This window comes from Zavarzinella formosa DSM 19928 (genome assembly GCF_000255705.1).
GTDB lineage: Bacteria > Planctomycetota > Planctomycetia > Gemmatales > Gemmataceae > Zavarzinella > Zavarzinella formosa.
Genome location: NZ_JH636444.1, coordinates 297892 through 312543, shown reverse-complemented (window position 1 = coordinate 312543; position 14652 = coordinate 297892). Strand labels below are relative to the sequence as shown.

The window sequence follows — 14652 nt, the reverse complement described above, 5'->3', positions numbered from 1 at the left end:
CAAGTCTGGAAGCGACGATTTTGGGAGATTCCGGCGGGGTCATGCCGGGCGAGAACCGGGCTTCCAAAAGGTTGGTATCCTGTAATCGGATCAGGCCGGTCGCCAAGATGCGGGCTACCGTTTGGAGCCGACCAGCGGGGTGGTCAAACAGGCTGGGGAAAGGATTAAAATGGTTTGGATCAGACACGTGGGGTCTCCGGAGGGGATTGGCCTCCGGTGATTTGCGCCTCGCGCCCGGTCACCGACCGACGGTCGTGTGGTTAACACTCGGAGAACTAATACACGCGAGAGTGGAAAGGTGGCACGAAAAAAATAATCACGCAATTGGCGTGGAATGATGTATTTCCACTCGTTTGCCCACAGAGAAGGAAATGTTCTCTTTCACGTGTTGCCCGGCGAGAACCGTTCCCGCAGAACCAGAGCCGAATGATGATTCTCGGCAACAAGTCTTCCGCAAAGCGAAACATAGCCTTTGCGGAGATCGTCATCCGATTCGATAGAGGATCGATGACGGTCAAGCACTGACTGCAGAACTCTCACGAGCGATCGAGCAAACCGGTCTTTGTCCCATGGCCAATTGTCCCAAAACAACCGGGCCTGGGACAGCCAACGGATTGCCGGAAGCAAAAACCCAACAGCAGCGGGTCTGACACAAAAGCCACGGAATTCTTCAACAATTCCAGCATGTTTGAACCAGCGTTCAGCCGCCCGCTGGAATTCCGGCAACAGCGTTGTCAGAGGTTCGACAAATTGCTCGTTGTCCCCAAACACGGCCATTCCCATACCAAAACCGAGCAAATCATTTACAATCGTCTCCTCGCTCCAACGCAAGTTGTGGTTCCTTTCCCAATTCGGATCGTCGAGCGCCAGGCAAATCATCTTCCTCCAAACATTCACAAAGTCTTGGGGACGCAGAGCAGGATTGTTCGCCGTCCGGAACCACACCGAGAGAAAGTGTCTGACCCAGAATTGCCCCCGCTCACCCAGTTTGACAATCGGTTCCCATAAATGAACAGCATATTTTTGAGTTTCTGGACGAATGGCGATCATTGCGACTCGTTCGCTCAGCCAATCATCGAAATGTGATGGAAACCGTGTCTTTTGCAAGCGAGTTGTTGGGTGCAAGGCTGAAACTCCGCGAAGGGTGACGGGCAACAAATCGATCAGTGCCTTGACCGTCTCATCAGTGACGGGCGTCTCGGTTGTTGCGGCATCTAACCAGGCAAACCCCGCGCGAAGATATTCCGGGTTTACTCCAGGCCATGTCTGCGGAACACCGTGACGGACTGACAGAAATTCTCGATCTGGATCGCTTTCCACTTCGTCACTAATGTCACCATTTGGCTTTGCGAACTTGGGCGGCATTCCTCGGCATTTGTCGATCACCCAACGTATGCCGACTCGTCGCATTATCCGACGCCAACCAGATTCTGATTGACGCTCCCGCAAGACAAGATGGCTTGAGAAAAGCGACTTGAGTCGGGATCGACCGATGGAATCGAGTTCTGCAATTGATCGGTTGGGGATCGATGATTCGCCCCTCTCAAAATCCCGTATCTTCGGCAGGCATTCCCTTTCCCAAATGCGTTTCCGGTCAAGACGCCATTCCGATGCCCAATGCAGAATCCATTGACAGAGTGACCAATCTGTCACAAACGACTTCATTCTCTGGAACTCAATTCCAAGCAAGGATCTTTGCTGGTGTGCGTACCGCATGGTCACCTCTACCGTCGCGTATCGAAAGGAGACCAATCCGGAGAGCACAAGGCGTCGGGCAAGGAGATCATTTCTGTCTGCCGACAACAACGCAACCCCGCATTCTGCGGCGAAGGTTTCTGCGTCAAAGTCGCCGACCGATTCTGGAAAATCGTACGGTCTGCGGTCTCGCGGACTGTCCAGGAACGATCGAAGCTGAGTTCGGCAGAAGCTCACGCGTTCCGTGTCTTGAAACACCCACTCCTGGTGAAGCCTGAGCATGAGGGCAAGGCCGCCGAGGACCGCATCTGCTTTTCTGTCTTCCCCCGATTCGCTGTCTGGCCGCTCCGCTATCCTCAACAACGAAATCCAAAAATCACCCAGTTGCCCGGACGGAAAAGGAGAGTGTTCATCGATTCGTTTGCGACATTGCGGAGCAAGTGTCAAAAAATGTAGGTTAGCATTCATTTCCTCCAAGTCGCGAGCTGCTTCTTTTTGCTTCGCTTGTTGCCATTCTTCAAACTCGGCTAGATGCTCTCCTCCCGCCTCGATCGCTTGAAAAAACCGAATGGCGACTTCAAACTGGTTAATTGCGTGCTGACAATCCGCATCGTCAGGTCTTTGACTGACCCGTATTTTCCACTGATCGTAATGTTGCAAGAATTCGGAACGAACGAATTTGTTGTGGAGAATAAGAGGCATTACGAGATCAAAGAAAAGGATTTTTCGATGAGGCATCCACAACCAATCTCTTGCCTGATTCCAAGCATCTTCTCCGTATCGAGACCATTCCAGTGACCAGAATGGGTTCACCGAATTCTCAACGCGCAACCGTTGCTCCATCGAATAAATTTCAGACACTCCCAAGAGTGGCTTCATTGATCCGCCGAGCAGGGCTGGCTTGTATTTCCCCAGTTGCAGAAGCACCCCGATCAACGCGGCTGACCGCGATTCGGCGAGTATTCTGCGAACCCATTCATCCACGGCGCGTCCCGCATCCACTTCGTCATACAACCATTTCTCGACTGCCATGAGCATCGACGCAAGAATGGGCTGATTTGTCCGCCAGCCCTCATGCCATCGGAGAACATTTCTGTCTCCATGACATTCGACCCAGCCGTCCGGAGTCGGTACCCGCATGCTCCCTGATTCATCGTGACGATTGTTGCCTTGCGACTGAATGTAGTGATCGTAATTTTCCCGCCATCGTTCTGTGGCGAAGTTACCACTTTAATGACAAGGGTTAGGCAAAACTCAGCAGTCACCTGACCTTGGCGGAGCAGCGTCCAGAATGGCCCCAAAGAATAAAATGCTGGTTGGCCGGGAAGGAGTTGATCAAGACCTAACGAATCAAACAGATCATCGTGTCCTTCGTGATGATAATATTTCGGCGGTTCGATGAGGACGGCGAGCAGTATTTCAAGTGTTTCCTTTGGACGCTTCACCACTAATGGCATCACTGCCGTATGGTCCAAACACGCCTTTTGGAATGCCTCATCCACCTCACTGGAGGGTCCGTCCATCCATGGCGGCCTCTTTGACCCCGAAAAGGCAAAAATGCTTGGCGGGCGAAGAAGTGTCGAGGCCGCCGGATTGACGGCGATCATTCGTTCTGTTTCGAGCCGGTTCCTTTCACGGGCGGCTTCGCGTCGCAGACGGACTGATTCGGATTCCGGCCTTCTGGTCGTCAATTCAAGGCAGAGCCGGGCGAATTCTTCAGGGTATTCCACCGCAGACCATAACAGGGCAACGTACAACTCGGTCCGCACCTCGTCGTCGATATCGCTTTTCCCCTCCGCTTCCTGAGTTTGAACTTCCCGACCGATAATCAAGCACAGTTTGGCAGCAGTGAGCCGGAGCGATTCTGTGTCAGGCCGCAGCCTGACCTTCCCGAGGCAGAGTCGAAAGAGTTTTGCCGCAGGGGCCAGCGCGCACCGGATCACATCGTCATGTTTCTCGGCGAGGATGGCAAGCACGCCGGTCCAGTAAGGCTCGAACGGGGTCCGTACCAAATGCTCCAATTCCGAAGCCACTTTTCTGTTTTGGATGGATGAAAGGATTCGATGGTCGGGGACGGTCCCGATGAAAATGAAGCGGTCCAACAGCCGGTGCAACAATTCACCATCGTCACTCACGAGCGCCGGCCAGGCATATTTGAGCAGAGTCTCCGAATCGTTCGCAATCACCAATGCCTCAAGAAAAAGATCTCGAATGATCAAATGCTCGGGTGAACCTGTCCCGAGCGACCGAACACATCCGAGCCAGCGTGAAGCTCCGTCGCCGGGCATTTCCAAAAGCCGTTGGGCATATAACCGCACGGCTCGAAACCAACCCGGTGTCGCGGCCCGGCGAATGGTTGCTTCGGATTGTTCAAGACGCTGCTCGACCAAATGCTTCAGTCTGGCCCAGTCAGCGAACATGTCATGAACAAACCGAATTTGCTCGTCGGACACGCATACCACGTCTGTCGATTTGAGTGCCGCGACTGAGGAAAGTTCCTCGGCGCCTGCCTCAGACGAAGGCATCCCAGGGATCAAACGGTCGGCCTCGGCCGCCCCAATTCGCTTTAGCAACGCGGCCCCTGCAAGTCCGGCAGGTCCATCCTCAACAATATGCGCCCACATCAAGTCGATGAGGGCAGTCAAAGTTTTGGGTATGGTCTTGTCCACGAACCCGCCACTTCGTTGAAACCTGACAACCCAATCGAACACTTTGAGATTTCGCAATAGGGCGCGAAATTCCGGACGGAAGGATGCCGTTTTCAGGTCTGGAAATCGGGCCAGCAATTGATCGACGACCGTTTGGGACGGCTGGCGAACAATCACTCGCCTCCAGGCCAAAGCGGGAATTCCAGCCATCGCGAACGCTGTATGCAGGCGAGCGATCCCGTCCGGCTGGACGGTCAGGACAATACGCGGGCTGCCGACTCGAAGCACTAGAAGTGAAGCAATGATCTTCGCGGCAAGCTGAAGTCCGGGAGCTTCCAAGCCCTCCGATCCATCAACGACGACCAAGACTTTTTTGGAAGACGCGGCGATGACTGCGGACAACGAATGACGCAGGCCAAGCAATGCCTCGAAATCTGACTCTCGACCGGATCGGAAGAGTTCCGTCGACAGCCATACCAACCGGTAACGCGTTTCTCCAAACCGCCGGGCAATCGCGGATTTTCCCACACCCGACGCGCCGATGAGAACGCAAAAGCGCCCCAGTTGAAAATGACGACTCATCCGTCGTCGCGTCGAACGCCGGGACAACCGGATGCCGCCGCCAACCGTCTGCCCGATTAGCTCATATCGTTCTTTGGACCGTCGAGAAAGTTCGGTCCAATCGTTTTGGTAATCCGGGTGCTCGGATAACTCGAACTGGCCTCGGAAAGACACAAGCAGCTCGGGCAAGTCAATGCTTCCTCCTCGGCCGCGTTTCTGCGAGGCGATCCGAGTCAGGTGGTTCCACAACGAGCGGGCAGATTCAGACGTGCCGCTTCGTAGGATTGACCTGCTTCTTTCCAGCGAATCTTCGAGCGCCTGGGAGGGCTCGCTCTCGAAATCCAAATGGATCACTCGAACGTGCCGAAGCAGTTTTGCCGTCTCAACTTCGTCATGGTTGCCGGTGTGATAAAGAGAGGCCGGACAGTGAAAACTCGCGAACAATGTGCGTTGCAGTTCTGAGGCATGCGAACCATCGCCGATGTTTTTCGACTGTTGCAAACGAATTGCCATTCGTTCAGGGGCGGCTGATACTGCGCTGGCTGTATTGAGAAGGTGGTCCCATGCGGTGCGAATTCCAAGGGCCAGCACACTGGTCACCAACACCATCAGATCTCGATCCATCCTAAATTTTCGCCTGGTGTCCAATCCCGTCCACTGGGCCCAGCAGGGTTCGACGAAATCAGTCGAAAAACCGGATTCTGTGACCTTCTTGGAGCTCTTGATCGAAATTCCTGCGGTACGTTCACTTTCTCCCTGTCCGAATGTCAGCATGAGATCATCAAGATGCCAGCCGCTTTCCTTGGCTTGCCAGTCAATCCGCTTCAAAGTGCCGTTTCCAGAGCCCAAAGGGTGAGCCGATCCCAACAACCCAAGCATGAATGTGGCCGCAACGTGGTCTTCATAATTGAACCCTTGCCCGCCGGAGTTTTTGGCCGGAGTGTTCTTCGCCATGTTTGGCTCTGCGATGTGATTGGTGAAAAACCGTCACTTAGTTTGAAGATTGGTTGAGATTACGCTTGTCAGACGATATTCACAAGCTCGACCGTCGAGTGTTTTGGTCGTCATCTTCTGTTCAACGAGTGAACATGCGGAAGATCCAGATTGATTATTGCTGGAAAGGTTCTTTGTGTGAAATGGCTCATTGAAAAAAATCGACTTGCCCAACGATCCAACATCAGATCTTTCAGGGTTTCGCCCCTTCATTCTCGCTCTTCGCTCAACTCCATTTGTTAACCCACTCTTGGACACTCTCCAAGAGCGAGAGACTTTTTCGCGATTTTTGAGTGGGGTTCGATGCAAACCCCATGGGTTCGCATCGGGGTGGCGATTGCTCTGTCTCGAACCAGAGCAAATGGGAGTTGGGTGGGGACAGCGAAAATCCCCGTAAAATAGGCCGCAAATGCAAAAACACCCGGAGGGTTGCTCCGGGTGTTCTCAGTTAAGTGGTTGGTAGGCGATTTTCGCTACCAGTTCAAATACCTCCGCGACTTGGACTCGAACCAAGAACGACGGCATCGAAACCACTATAAAACAAGGCACTTTTGAAGCATCGCCCACTCCGACGCACCACCGGACGCACCAACTCGCCAAAACACCCCCCGCGAACGTCGTCTCTCCCGTGCTGGATTTGGCCCGGTTGATCGGCGAACTGGCCGCCCTTCCCCCGGAGCAACGGTCCGCCATTGCGGCATTGTTAAACCATCCAGCGATTCAGCCACGAACCGACACAACGGGGGCCGATGACCGGTTGCCGTGGGAGGGGAAGGGGTGATTTGAGAACCTGGAAATCCGTCCACAAAACCTGACCCTCAAAACTACGGAACTAAGGCAAGACGGAACCCGAGGTCGTTGAGCCGGATCGTCGGGTCGTCCCTTAGCCGGAACGCCGACCGGCAGAACTCGGCGTCGTAGACCCAACTCCCGCCTCGGGACACCCGGAACGAACTTCCGATACCATGTAAATTTTCACACCACTCGAAGACATTACCGCTCATGTCGCACAAACCCCACGGGTGGGGGGCCGCCTTCTCGTAACTACCTACCTCCGTCGTCTTCTTCAGATATTCGCCCTTGGTCGTCGTCCCATATGGGAGAGTCCCATCTTGATTTGCCTTGTCACCGTTCAACACATCGCCCCAGTAAAACGCCTGCTTGTTCCCCTTCCCCCCGCGACAGGCATATTCCCACTCGTCCTCATGCGGTAGCTTCAACTTCATCCCCTTCCCCCCGCATTTCTCGATGAACGTCTGGCAGTCCTCCCAACTCACCGAATTCACCGGCAACCTTGCCCTCTTGTATTTGCTCGGGTTGTCTCCCGTCACACCTTCGTACTCACCCTGCGTCACCTCGTACTTCCCAAGCCAGAAACCTTTCGTCTCGAAGTCATGTTCTTTTTCGTCCTTTCGCCGTTCTTTCTCTTCGGTCGGCGATCCCAATGTCGCCTTCCCCGCCGGTATCCAACAGAAACGCATCTTCACTTCTTTGAAGATTTCAAACTCACGCTCCTCGCCGGGTTTTGGATCGGCGGTCTTTTCCTTCTTCTCTTGGGCAAACCCCGTCAGAGGGAGCAACAGCAACAAGGCAAGAATTTGGCACATGGGGATCACTCAGAGGAATAGCAGCGCAAGATGGTAGTGCCGCCACCCGAACGAGTTCTTTCAGGCAATTCTCAGATATTCTGGAACAAGAAGCCAGCGAGAAAATTCAATCGAACACCGGAGGCCAAGCCAGATCACTGTCGTGCCAAGTTCGTTGCGTGTTACCGGGGAACACCCCGGTGCCGTGGCGACCCTCTTCGGACTCTGGAAATTTTTTGAGGACAAAATCGGGGACAATCAACCCTGAGTGCGCGATATCCATGTCCCTGCCGGTCAAGGCATCGTTGTTGAACCCCATCGAGCCGAAATGGCTGCACGGCATGAGATCTATCGTCGAGCCGGGGTGGAAATTCACCCCCCGACGAGGCACTGCAACGGGTCTTTGAACAGTATCGGTGCGAACTACAGCCATCTATTGCTCAACTTGCGGCTTGATTGTGCATTAATCCAGTATTCGGTATCAAGTTACCCGGCCGATGAATGGCCGTCAAAAGCAATGGCCGGTTGGGAAATTCATCAAATCTGCGAACCATGCTTCGTCAGGGAAGTCGCCAATCGGGCCAAAATCATCGCCGTGGCACATTGGTTGCAATCATTTCAATGATCGTCCTGCGACGATTCGCCCCCTATTAGGTGCTTCCCGCCATGCGATCACTATATTTTGGCCTTGCCTTGGCCGCTTCAATCGCCGCTCAGGCTCCTCTTTGTTCAGCCCCTCCAGCCGCTGCGCCGGGGCGGCCAACCGCTCCGGCCAGCCCGGCGACTCCAGCACCCGGAAGTCCGGCCACCCCCGCTTCCGGAAGCACGCCTCCCGGAAGTCCGGCCACTCCGGCTCCCGGCAGTCCCCCCGGAAGCCCGGCCACCCCAAATCCGGGAAGCCTTCCCGGAAGCCCGGCCACTCCAAATCCGGGAAGCCCACCCGGTAGTCCGGCCACTCCAAATCCGGGAAGTCCTCCCGGAAGCCCGGCCACCTCGCCTCCCGGAAGCCCGGCCACTCCTTCGCCGATGAACCCGGCCCAACCGGGGCAGATCACGCCCGCTACGCCGACAACCCCCGGAACCACCACTCCGACTACACCGGCACCGGGAACAACAACGCCCGGTACGAACACGCCCGGAACCACTCCCACGCCAATGCCAACGCCCGGTACGAATACCCCCGGAACCACGCCCACGCCAATGCCAACGCCCGGTACGAACATCCCCGGAACCATCCCCACGACAACAACACCGGGAACCACCACGCCGGGAATGGCCACTCCAACAACGACACCGGGAACAAACACGCCCGGAACCACTGCCCCAATGACGCCCGCAACCACCACGCCCGGAACCATTGCCCCGGCGACGCCCGGAACTACCACGCCGAGAACATCCATCCCCGGAATGACAGTTCCCGGAACCACAACATCGACGACAACGCCCGGAACGGCGGTTCCGGGAAGCAACACTCTTGGAACCACAACTCCCGGAACAAGAACTCCTGCCACGGCGACTCAGGCGGGCACGGTGAACACCTCCCCCAATCCGCTGGCTCGCATGAATGACGTGAGCAGTTCGCTGAATTTCATGCCGGAACAGATGAGTCGGCTAAATACGTTGACTCAGCAAATGCAGGCCCGATACCGTGACAGCTACAGCAATCTCAGCACTCTCGCACCCGCCGAGCGATTTGCGAGGACGCAGGCACTGAATCAGCAGTATTACAATGATTGGAGCAAGGCGGCTGGCAACGTCCTCACCGACAGCCAGCAAAACCGTTATCAACAACTCAACTACCAATATGGAGGATTCAACAGCCTTTATGATCCGGCCGTCCAGAAACAATTGAACCTCACCCCGGCCCAGATCACAGGCTTGCGATCACAAGCAGACTGGAGCAATCAGCAATTGCAAGATGTGTACCGCCTCGGGGCGACTGATCCCCTCCGTGGAACGCAAGCCTACAGAGATTACTGGACTCAGCGTCAGGAACGTCTCAAACAGTTTCTGACCCCAGACCAGCAAAAGCAGTGGCTCCAGATGACTGGCACTCCTTACGCTTTCCAACCGGAATTCACACCGCCAAGCCAGTGATGTCAGAAGGAAGCGAAGGATAACAGGCACGAACTAAACGAAGGAAACGAAAGAAGCAGGACGACATTACCGAACGGGCCGCGCTCACCGCCGCTCTTCAGGCCGGGAAGCCGACACGGGTGTGATTGGCCCCGGTCTTCCTTTGATAGTGCCGGACGAAGGCATGAAACGGGTTCCTACGGTCATCGGATCGAAACCAAGGAAGGGAAGCCGGTCGCAACACACCCGTCATCCGGCTTCCCTTCCTTGCTGTTTTCGATTCGTGGCATCGCCTTCACCGTTTGAAGCCTCTTGGCGGCGCGGTGAAGTCAAAGTGATCGTCAACCAAAATTGAATGTAGGCTCGTAAGTTCACGCTGAACTCGTAATTTGTATGATTGTCACATAGTTGGTATTAATCTGATGGTCGCAAGGAAATATGTGGATCACACTCGGTAAATCTGATAATCAGTTGAATTTAACCATTTTGGTGCCTTATTCATTCCGGGCCTTCTAAGGCAATGAAGTGATTGAGATAAGCCTGCGCCTTGTCATGTCCTTGATTGGCCGCCTTCTGAAACCACTCTGCTGCCAACGCTGCATTCTTCTCACGTCCTCCCCAACCCTCAAAGTGCAGCCACCCTAGATAAAACTGTGCTTCCGAATGGCCTTGATCGGCAGCCTTCTGAAACCACAAAGCAGCCAATTCTAAATGGGGTTTCTCGCCATATCCCTCTGCGTACACCATTCCAAGTTGAAATTGCGATTCCGAGTGTCCCTGAACGGCGGCTTTGCAATACCATTCGACGGCTTCGTCCTCGTCTTTCGTGACACCTCGGCCGGTGGCAAAAAGACGTCCAAGATTGCATTGTGCAAGAAAGTTTCCTTGCTCGGCGGCTTTGCGATACCATTCGACGGCTTGGGTCTCGTCTTTCACGACGCCTCGGCCAGTCTCAAGCATGAATCCAAGATTGCATTGTGCAAGAACATTTCCTTGCTCGGCGGCTTTGCGATCCCATTCGACGGCTTGGGTCTCGTCTTTCTCAATCACCCTGCCTTCACTCAGCATCAATCCGAAATTAGATTGTGCGGAAACATCACCTTGTTCAGCAGCCAATCGTAACCAGTCAACCGACCTCGAATCGCCGACCACGATCTGGTGCAACCGCTCGGCCGCTTGCTTCCACTTGGCCTTTTCCTCCAGCGTCGTGGCATTGTGATAGTTGCGAATCGCCTTCAAGGCTGCCACGAACGCCACATTCTGCTGCGGGGACGCCTCCTGCGGCACGGACGATTGTTGCGTTGCACTAGCCGGGAGTGGCTGACTGATGGCCGTTTGGTGATCTCCATTCGATGACAGAGTTTGTGCGGCGTTTTGTAGAAATACTTCTTTTTCGGGAGTTGCCATTTCCTTAACCGGCAACGAAAGTGGCGATTCAATCATTTGAGATTTATTTGGTGTCAACTTCGCCAGTTGATCTGAAAGAACACTCGCGTCGGCCGGACGCCAGCCGGGACGATGGGCGACGCAAGCGCGTAGTATCTCGATCAATTCCTCGACCACGCCGACTTCCCGAAGCTCTTCAAGGAAGTGCGGACCCGCCCCCCGGTCCAAATGCCCGGTGAACATCTGAAAAGCGATCACCCCCAGCGCGTGGACATCATCACGCGGATCGGGCGGCTCGCCGTTTCGCTGCTGCGGGCTGGCGTACAAAGGGGTATGAGAGCCACTTAAGAAAGACACCTCGCGGCTCAACCGGCTTATGGTGCCGTTCTTCTCATTGTCGATGGCCTTCGTCGCCACCATCGCACCAAGTCCGAAGTCCGTGATCCGCAATTTCTGGCGCCGACGGTCAAAGAGGATGTTGGACGGCTTCAGATCCCGATGGATGATCGGCGGGTTTTGACGATGAAAATGCCCAACTGTCTTGGCCAACTGCCGGATGGCCCGAAGAATTTGCTGAAGCCGGGTTTCGTGGCTCGCCTTGCCCAAGGCGAGAATCCAGTCCGCAAGCGTTCCACCCTCTACGTACTCGAACATCAACCACGGTGGTTCCTCGGCCAAACCATCGTCACGAAGAGGGACGACATTCGGATGCGAACCGGCAGCCATGAGGGAATCAATAACGCCCCCTTCGTGTCGGAGGATATCCAAATCACCGGCCGAACATAATTTCACCGCCCCGAACATGCTCTCACGGCGGGCATGACGCGCCAGCCAAACTTCACCGAAACCACCTACCCCAAGAACTCGTTCAAGAACCCATCCCGGACGGCCGGGCAACGGAGTTCCCGCAATGAACTTGGGAGGTTGTTGGGGCAGCATCCGCAATATGTCGTCGGCATTTCTCAGGAAGAAGTCACAAGGGACCGACCGGCCGGTGACGTCCTCCCGACGGCGGAGCGAAAGACGGGCCGCCTCGGGAATCCCTGAAAGCCATTGTTCAAGCAGGATCGTTTCTGAAGGTGGGACCGGATTCACTCTCTCGGCCATCAGTTCGCGGAACCCTTGCCGGACATCCTCCCGCATCTGCTCGAACGTCATCCGGGCCATTGCCTGTACTTCGGCTCGTTGTTCGTCGTCCTTCTTCTGACCTCGATACCTCTTGAGTGTCTCCTCGGCCACCGACATGATGTAATTCCCGCCGGGCACAAAATCAGCGAATCCCTTCAGCCCTTGGTCCAGGGCAGCACCAGCGACGCATTTCAGGAAGAAAGTCATGTGGAACTCCGACGGCGAGCAGGCAGGGTTCCGCTTGGTGCGGGATAGTGAAGGTATTTGATTCGCCCGCTTGGACTTTTCAAGGAACGGAGGCCAACGCGGCTGGCTTCAATTGCTGGATTCGGCCCTCCGGCACTGGCCTTGCGGTTGCCACCGGCAGAATGGCCACCAACGACAGCCGCCATCCTGACGCGAGATCATCGTGCGGGATCGCGTTGCGTGTTGCCGGAGACGGCCCGCCGTCTGGGTGGCCCTCCTCGGGACCGAAAAAATTCTCCTGTCAAAATTCGGGGTCGTTGAAACAGGAGATTTGCCGGGGTTTATCAGCCGTCTGAACTCACAAAAACTCTGATGGCTAACTTTTGGATCAATCTGTTCGGACGGGCGGCCGAGTCGAGGCCAAATCCGCTCCCGGAGCCTCCGGGTGGAAAGTCATCTCACTTCACCTCTCCCTTGGCCCTCGCCACTTTCCAAACCGGGAACCGCCCGTCGAACCTTGAGAGTGTAGTCTTGTTGGGACATAATTAGTCATTCCTTCGCATTCTTGTGACCGGAGAGACTATGTCAGTCAACGTGGCCGCTGAACACGCACGAATTGACCGTCTGATTCTCAAGAGCCTCACCTTGCTGGCGGAACTTCACATCGGCCATTCGGAGTTACAAGACGATAAGGACGGACTTCTTCTATGTGTCAGTGATCCCAAAAGAAACGGAGCAATAATACCCCCGACAGTGAAGGGCTACTGGAATAGCACTGTTTCAAAGGGTCATCCGTTTTGGCAAGGTTCAGACGAAGAACTGGCCGACGGGTTGAACCGACTGGCAATTCAGGGATATCTGAAGCTGATTCCTGAAAGCAACGCCACGAATGGGATTTCCCCCGGCACATTTGAGCAATCTAAAATCCAGTTGCTTAAACCGTTTTGGGATTTCGAGGCTAAGAACTTCATCCGAACCTGGAACGGATTCCGGGCATGGATAGCACCGTTGATTGTTCAAATTCGCACTTCAGCCTCGTTAAGGGATTCCATCGACGCGACTTCAGGGTCGGCGGCCCTTGAAATCATCAAAGAGGCCGGGTTTCATGCCGACCGCCTCGGATTGCTCGAAGGCGATCAATGGGAGCAAAACGAAGATTGGCCCAAAGACACAATTCGCAATCAGGTCAAATACTTGCGTTGGCTTGATGGGTTGGCGAAAGAGGAAAGCTCACGGCAATCGGTCTTGATGAGCAACGCGGAGGAAGTGAACGGTTCGATGCCAATCACTCAGGATCAGGGCCACAAGCGTCCCGGCCACCCGGCCGATCTTCAGAATGCTCATCAAGCAGTTGCAGATATTAACATGACTCAGCAGGTGATGCAGAAGCCAAAACTCACAAATGCCCCAGAGGAAGCCCTTAAGGCTTATTTTCTTGCTCTCTCCATCGGGAAGTTAGATGGAAGTCTATCGATTCATTCCACCGACGAAGAAGTTTACAAATGGCTGAACGATCATCACGATGATGATCGGGTGCGGGAATTTGCCCCTCTCTCGCTTGCTGCATTCAAGAAATCCCTAACACGAGGCCGACACGCTCGCGGCATCAAAAAAAGACTACGAGCCGCTCCAACGGGGAAGAGTGTGGTCCGGGCTAAAGACGTTTAACGCATTTCAAAGCACAAAGACCAAGAGACAAAAAAGACATTCCGAAATATTTTCCGCCTCTGTCAGCCAGGGGCATCTCCCGGATTTTCCAGACATTTTCTTCAGAAGCGGCATCAGTCAAAGCATGTCTTTTTGTCTTTTGGCTCCCTTTTCATCGCAGGTGTGAAACTGGTGTCATTTGACACCGACCGCGAATAAAGGGATCACTCATGCCAACCAACCTCGACAGTGTTTCAGCATCATCTCGCACAAATGGCTCGCCTTGGCCCCTCCATGATGCCGCCAAATTCTTGAATGTGTCGCACCGGCATCTCATTCGATTGATCGACGCCGGGAAAGTGCAGACGATTCGTTTCGGCCGCCGGGTTCTCGTCGCCGATGCCGAAGTTCGCCGTCTGGCAGAATGCGGGGTTTCGTGAACATCGAACACCCGCCGGAAATGTGGGTTCTCTTGCTGATCTACGCCCGCAGAACTGGCGACCGAAACCGAGAACTCACCGCACGGCAAAAGCTGACGGTTATTGGCCTTCCCCTTTTTTTCGGGGATGAGCTACCAGACCGGCCGTGTCGGCCGAACCACTTCCAGAAGTGAAGCCCAGAACCGGGCCGAGGGATCGTCTCACCGATCCCTCGGCCCATCGGACCAAACAATCTAAGGAACTCATTCCATGTTAAATCAAAATCCCGGATCACCGCAAGGCGATCCATTCACGGCGGGTTTGGAT

9 protein-coding genes are annotated in these 14652 nt (G+C 54.8%); 3 read left to right on the top strand and 6 right to left on the bottom strand.

Translation table 11 applies throughout. The features are described 5' to 3' along the window. Positions 1-381: 381 nt before the first annotated feature. From BGIM_RS0130260 to BGIM_RS58530, 5 genes are all read right to left on the bottom strand, one after another. On the bottom strand, positions 382-2709 hold the full coding sequence (locus tag BGIM_RS0130260; protein ID WP_020473424.1) for a hypothetical protein: 2328 nt from the start codon (positions 2707-2709) through the stop codon (positions 382-384). Continuing rightward, positions 2628-5858 (bottom strand): hypothetical protein, encoded by a 3231-nt coding sequence (locus tag BGIM_RS0130255; RefSeq protein ID WP_020473423.1) that lies wholly within the window; start codon positions 5856-5858, stop codon positions 2628-2630. The genes BGIM_RS0130260 and BGIM_RS0130255 overlap by 82 nt, the downstream gene beginning before the upstream one ends. A gap of 863 nt (positions 5859-6721) precedes the next feature. Further along, positions 6722-7504: a formylglycine-generating enzyme family protein gene (locus tag BGIM_RS53125; RefSeq protein WP_020473421.1), complete on the bottom strand. Its 783-nt coding sequence runs from the start codon at positions 7502-7504 to the stop codon at positions 6722-6724. A gap of 106 nt (positions 7505-7610) precedes the next feature. Continuing rightward, entirely contained in the window at positions 7611-7916 is a 306-nt protein-coding gene (locus BGIM_RS0130240; RefSeq protein WP_157369533.1) for a hypothetical protein, read from the bottom strand. Positions 7917-8196: 280 nt separating this feature from the next. Next, positions 8197-8994, bottom strand: a complete 798-nt coding sequence (locus BGIM_RS58530; RefSeq protein ID WP_157369532.1) for a hypothetical protein — start codon at positions 8992-8994, stop codon at positions 8197-8199. A 19-nt stretch (positions 8995-9013) separates the two neighbouring features. Here BGIM_RS58530 and BGIM_RS0130225 point away from each other — a divergent pair, with 19 nt between their 5' ends. After that, positions 9014-9580 carry a hypothetical protein gene (locus BGIM_RS0130225; protein WP_020473417.1) on the top strand — a complete coding sequence of 189 codons (567 nt, stop codon included), beginning with the start codon at positions 9014-9016 and terminating at the stop codon, positions 9578-9580. 477 nt (positions 9581-10057) lie between these two features. Here the strand turns inward: BGIM_RS0130225 and BGIM_RS58525 are convergent, their stop codons facing one another. Next, on the bottom strand, positions 10058-11842 hold the full coding sequence (locus BGIM_RS58525; RefSeq protein ID WP_162136300.1) for a serine/threonine-protein kinase: 1785 nt from the start codon (positions 11840-11842) through the stop codon (positions 10058-10060). Positions 11843-12841: 999 nt separating this feature from the next. Here BGIM_RS58525 and BGIM_RS0130215 point away from each other — a divergent pair. Beyond that, a complete protein-coding gene (locus tag BGIM_RS0130215; RefSeq protein ID WP_020473414.1) occupies positions 12842-13927 on the top strand; it encodes a hypothetical protein in 1086 nt (361 codons plus the stop codon). Positions 13928-14136: 209 nt separating this feature from the next. Next, a complete protein-coding gene (locus BGIM_RS0130210; RefSeq protein WP_020473413.1) occupies positions 14137-14346 on the top strand; it encodes a helix-turn-helix domain-containing protein in 210 nt (69 codons plus the stop codon). Positions 14347-14652 lie beyond the last annotated feature (306 nt).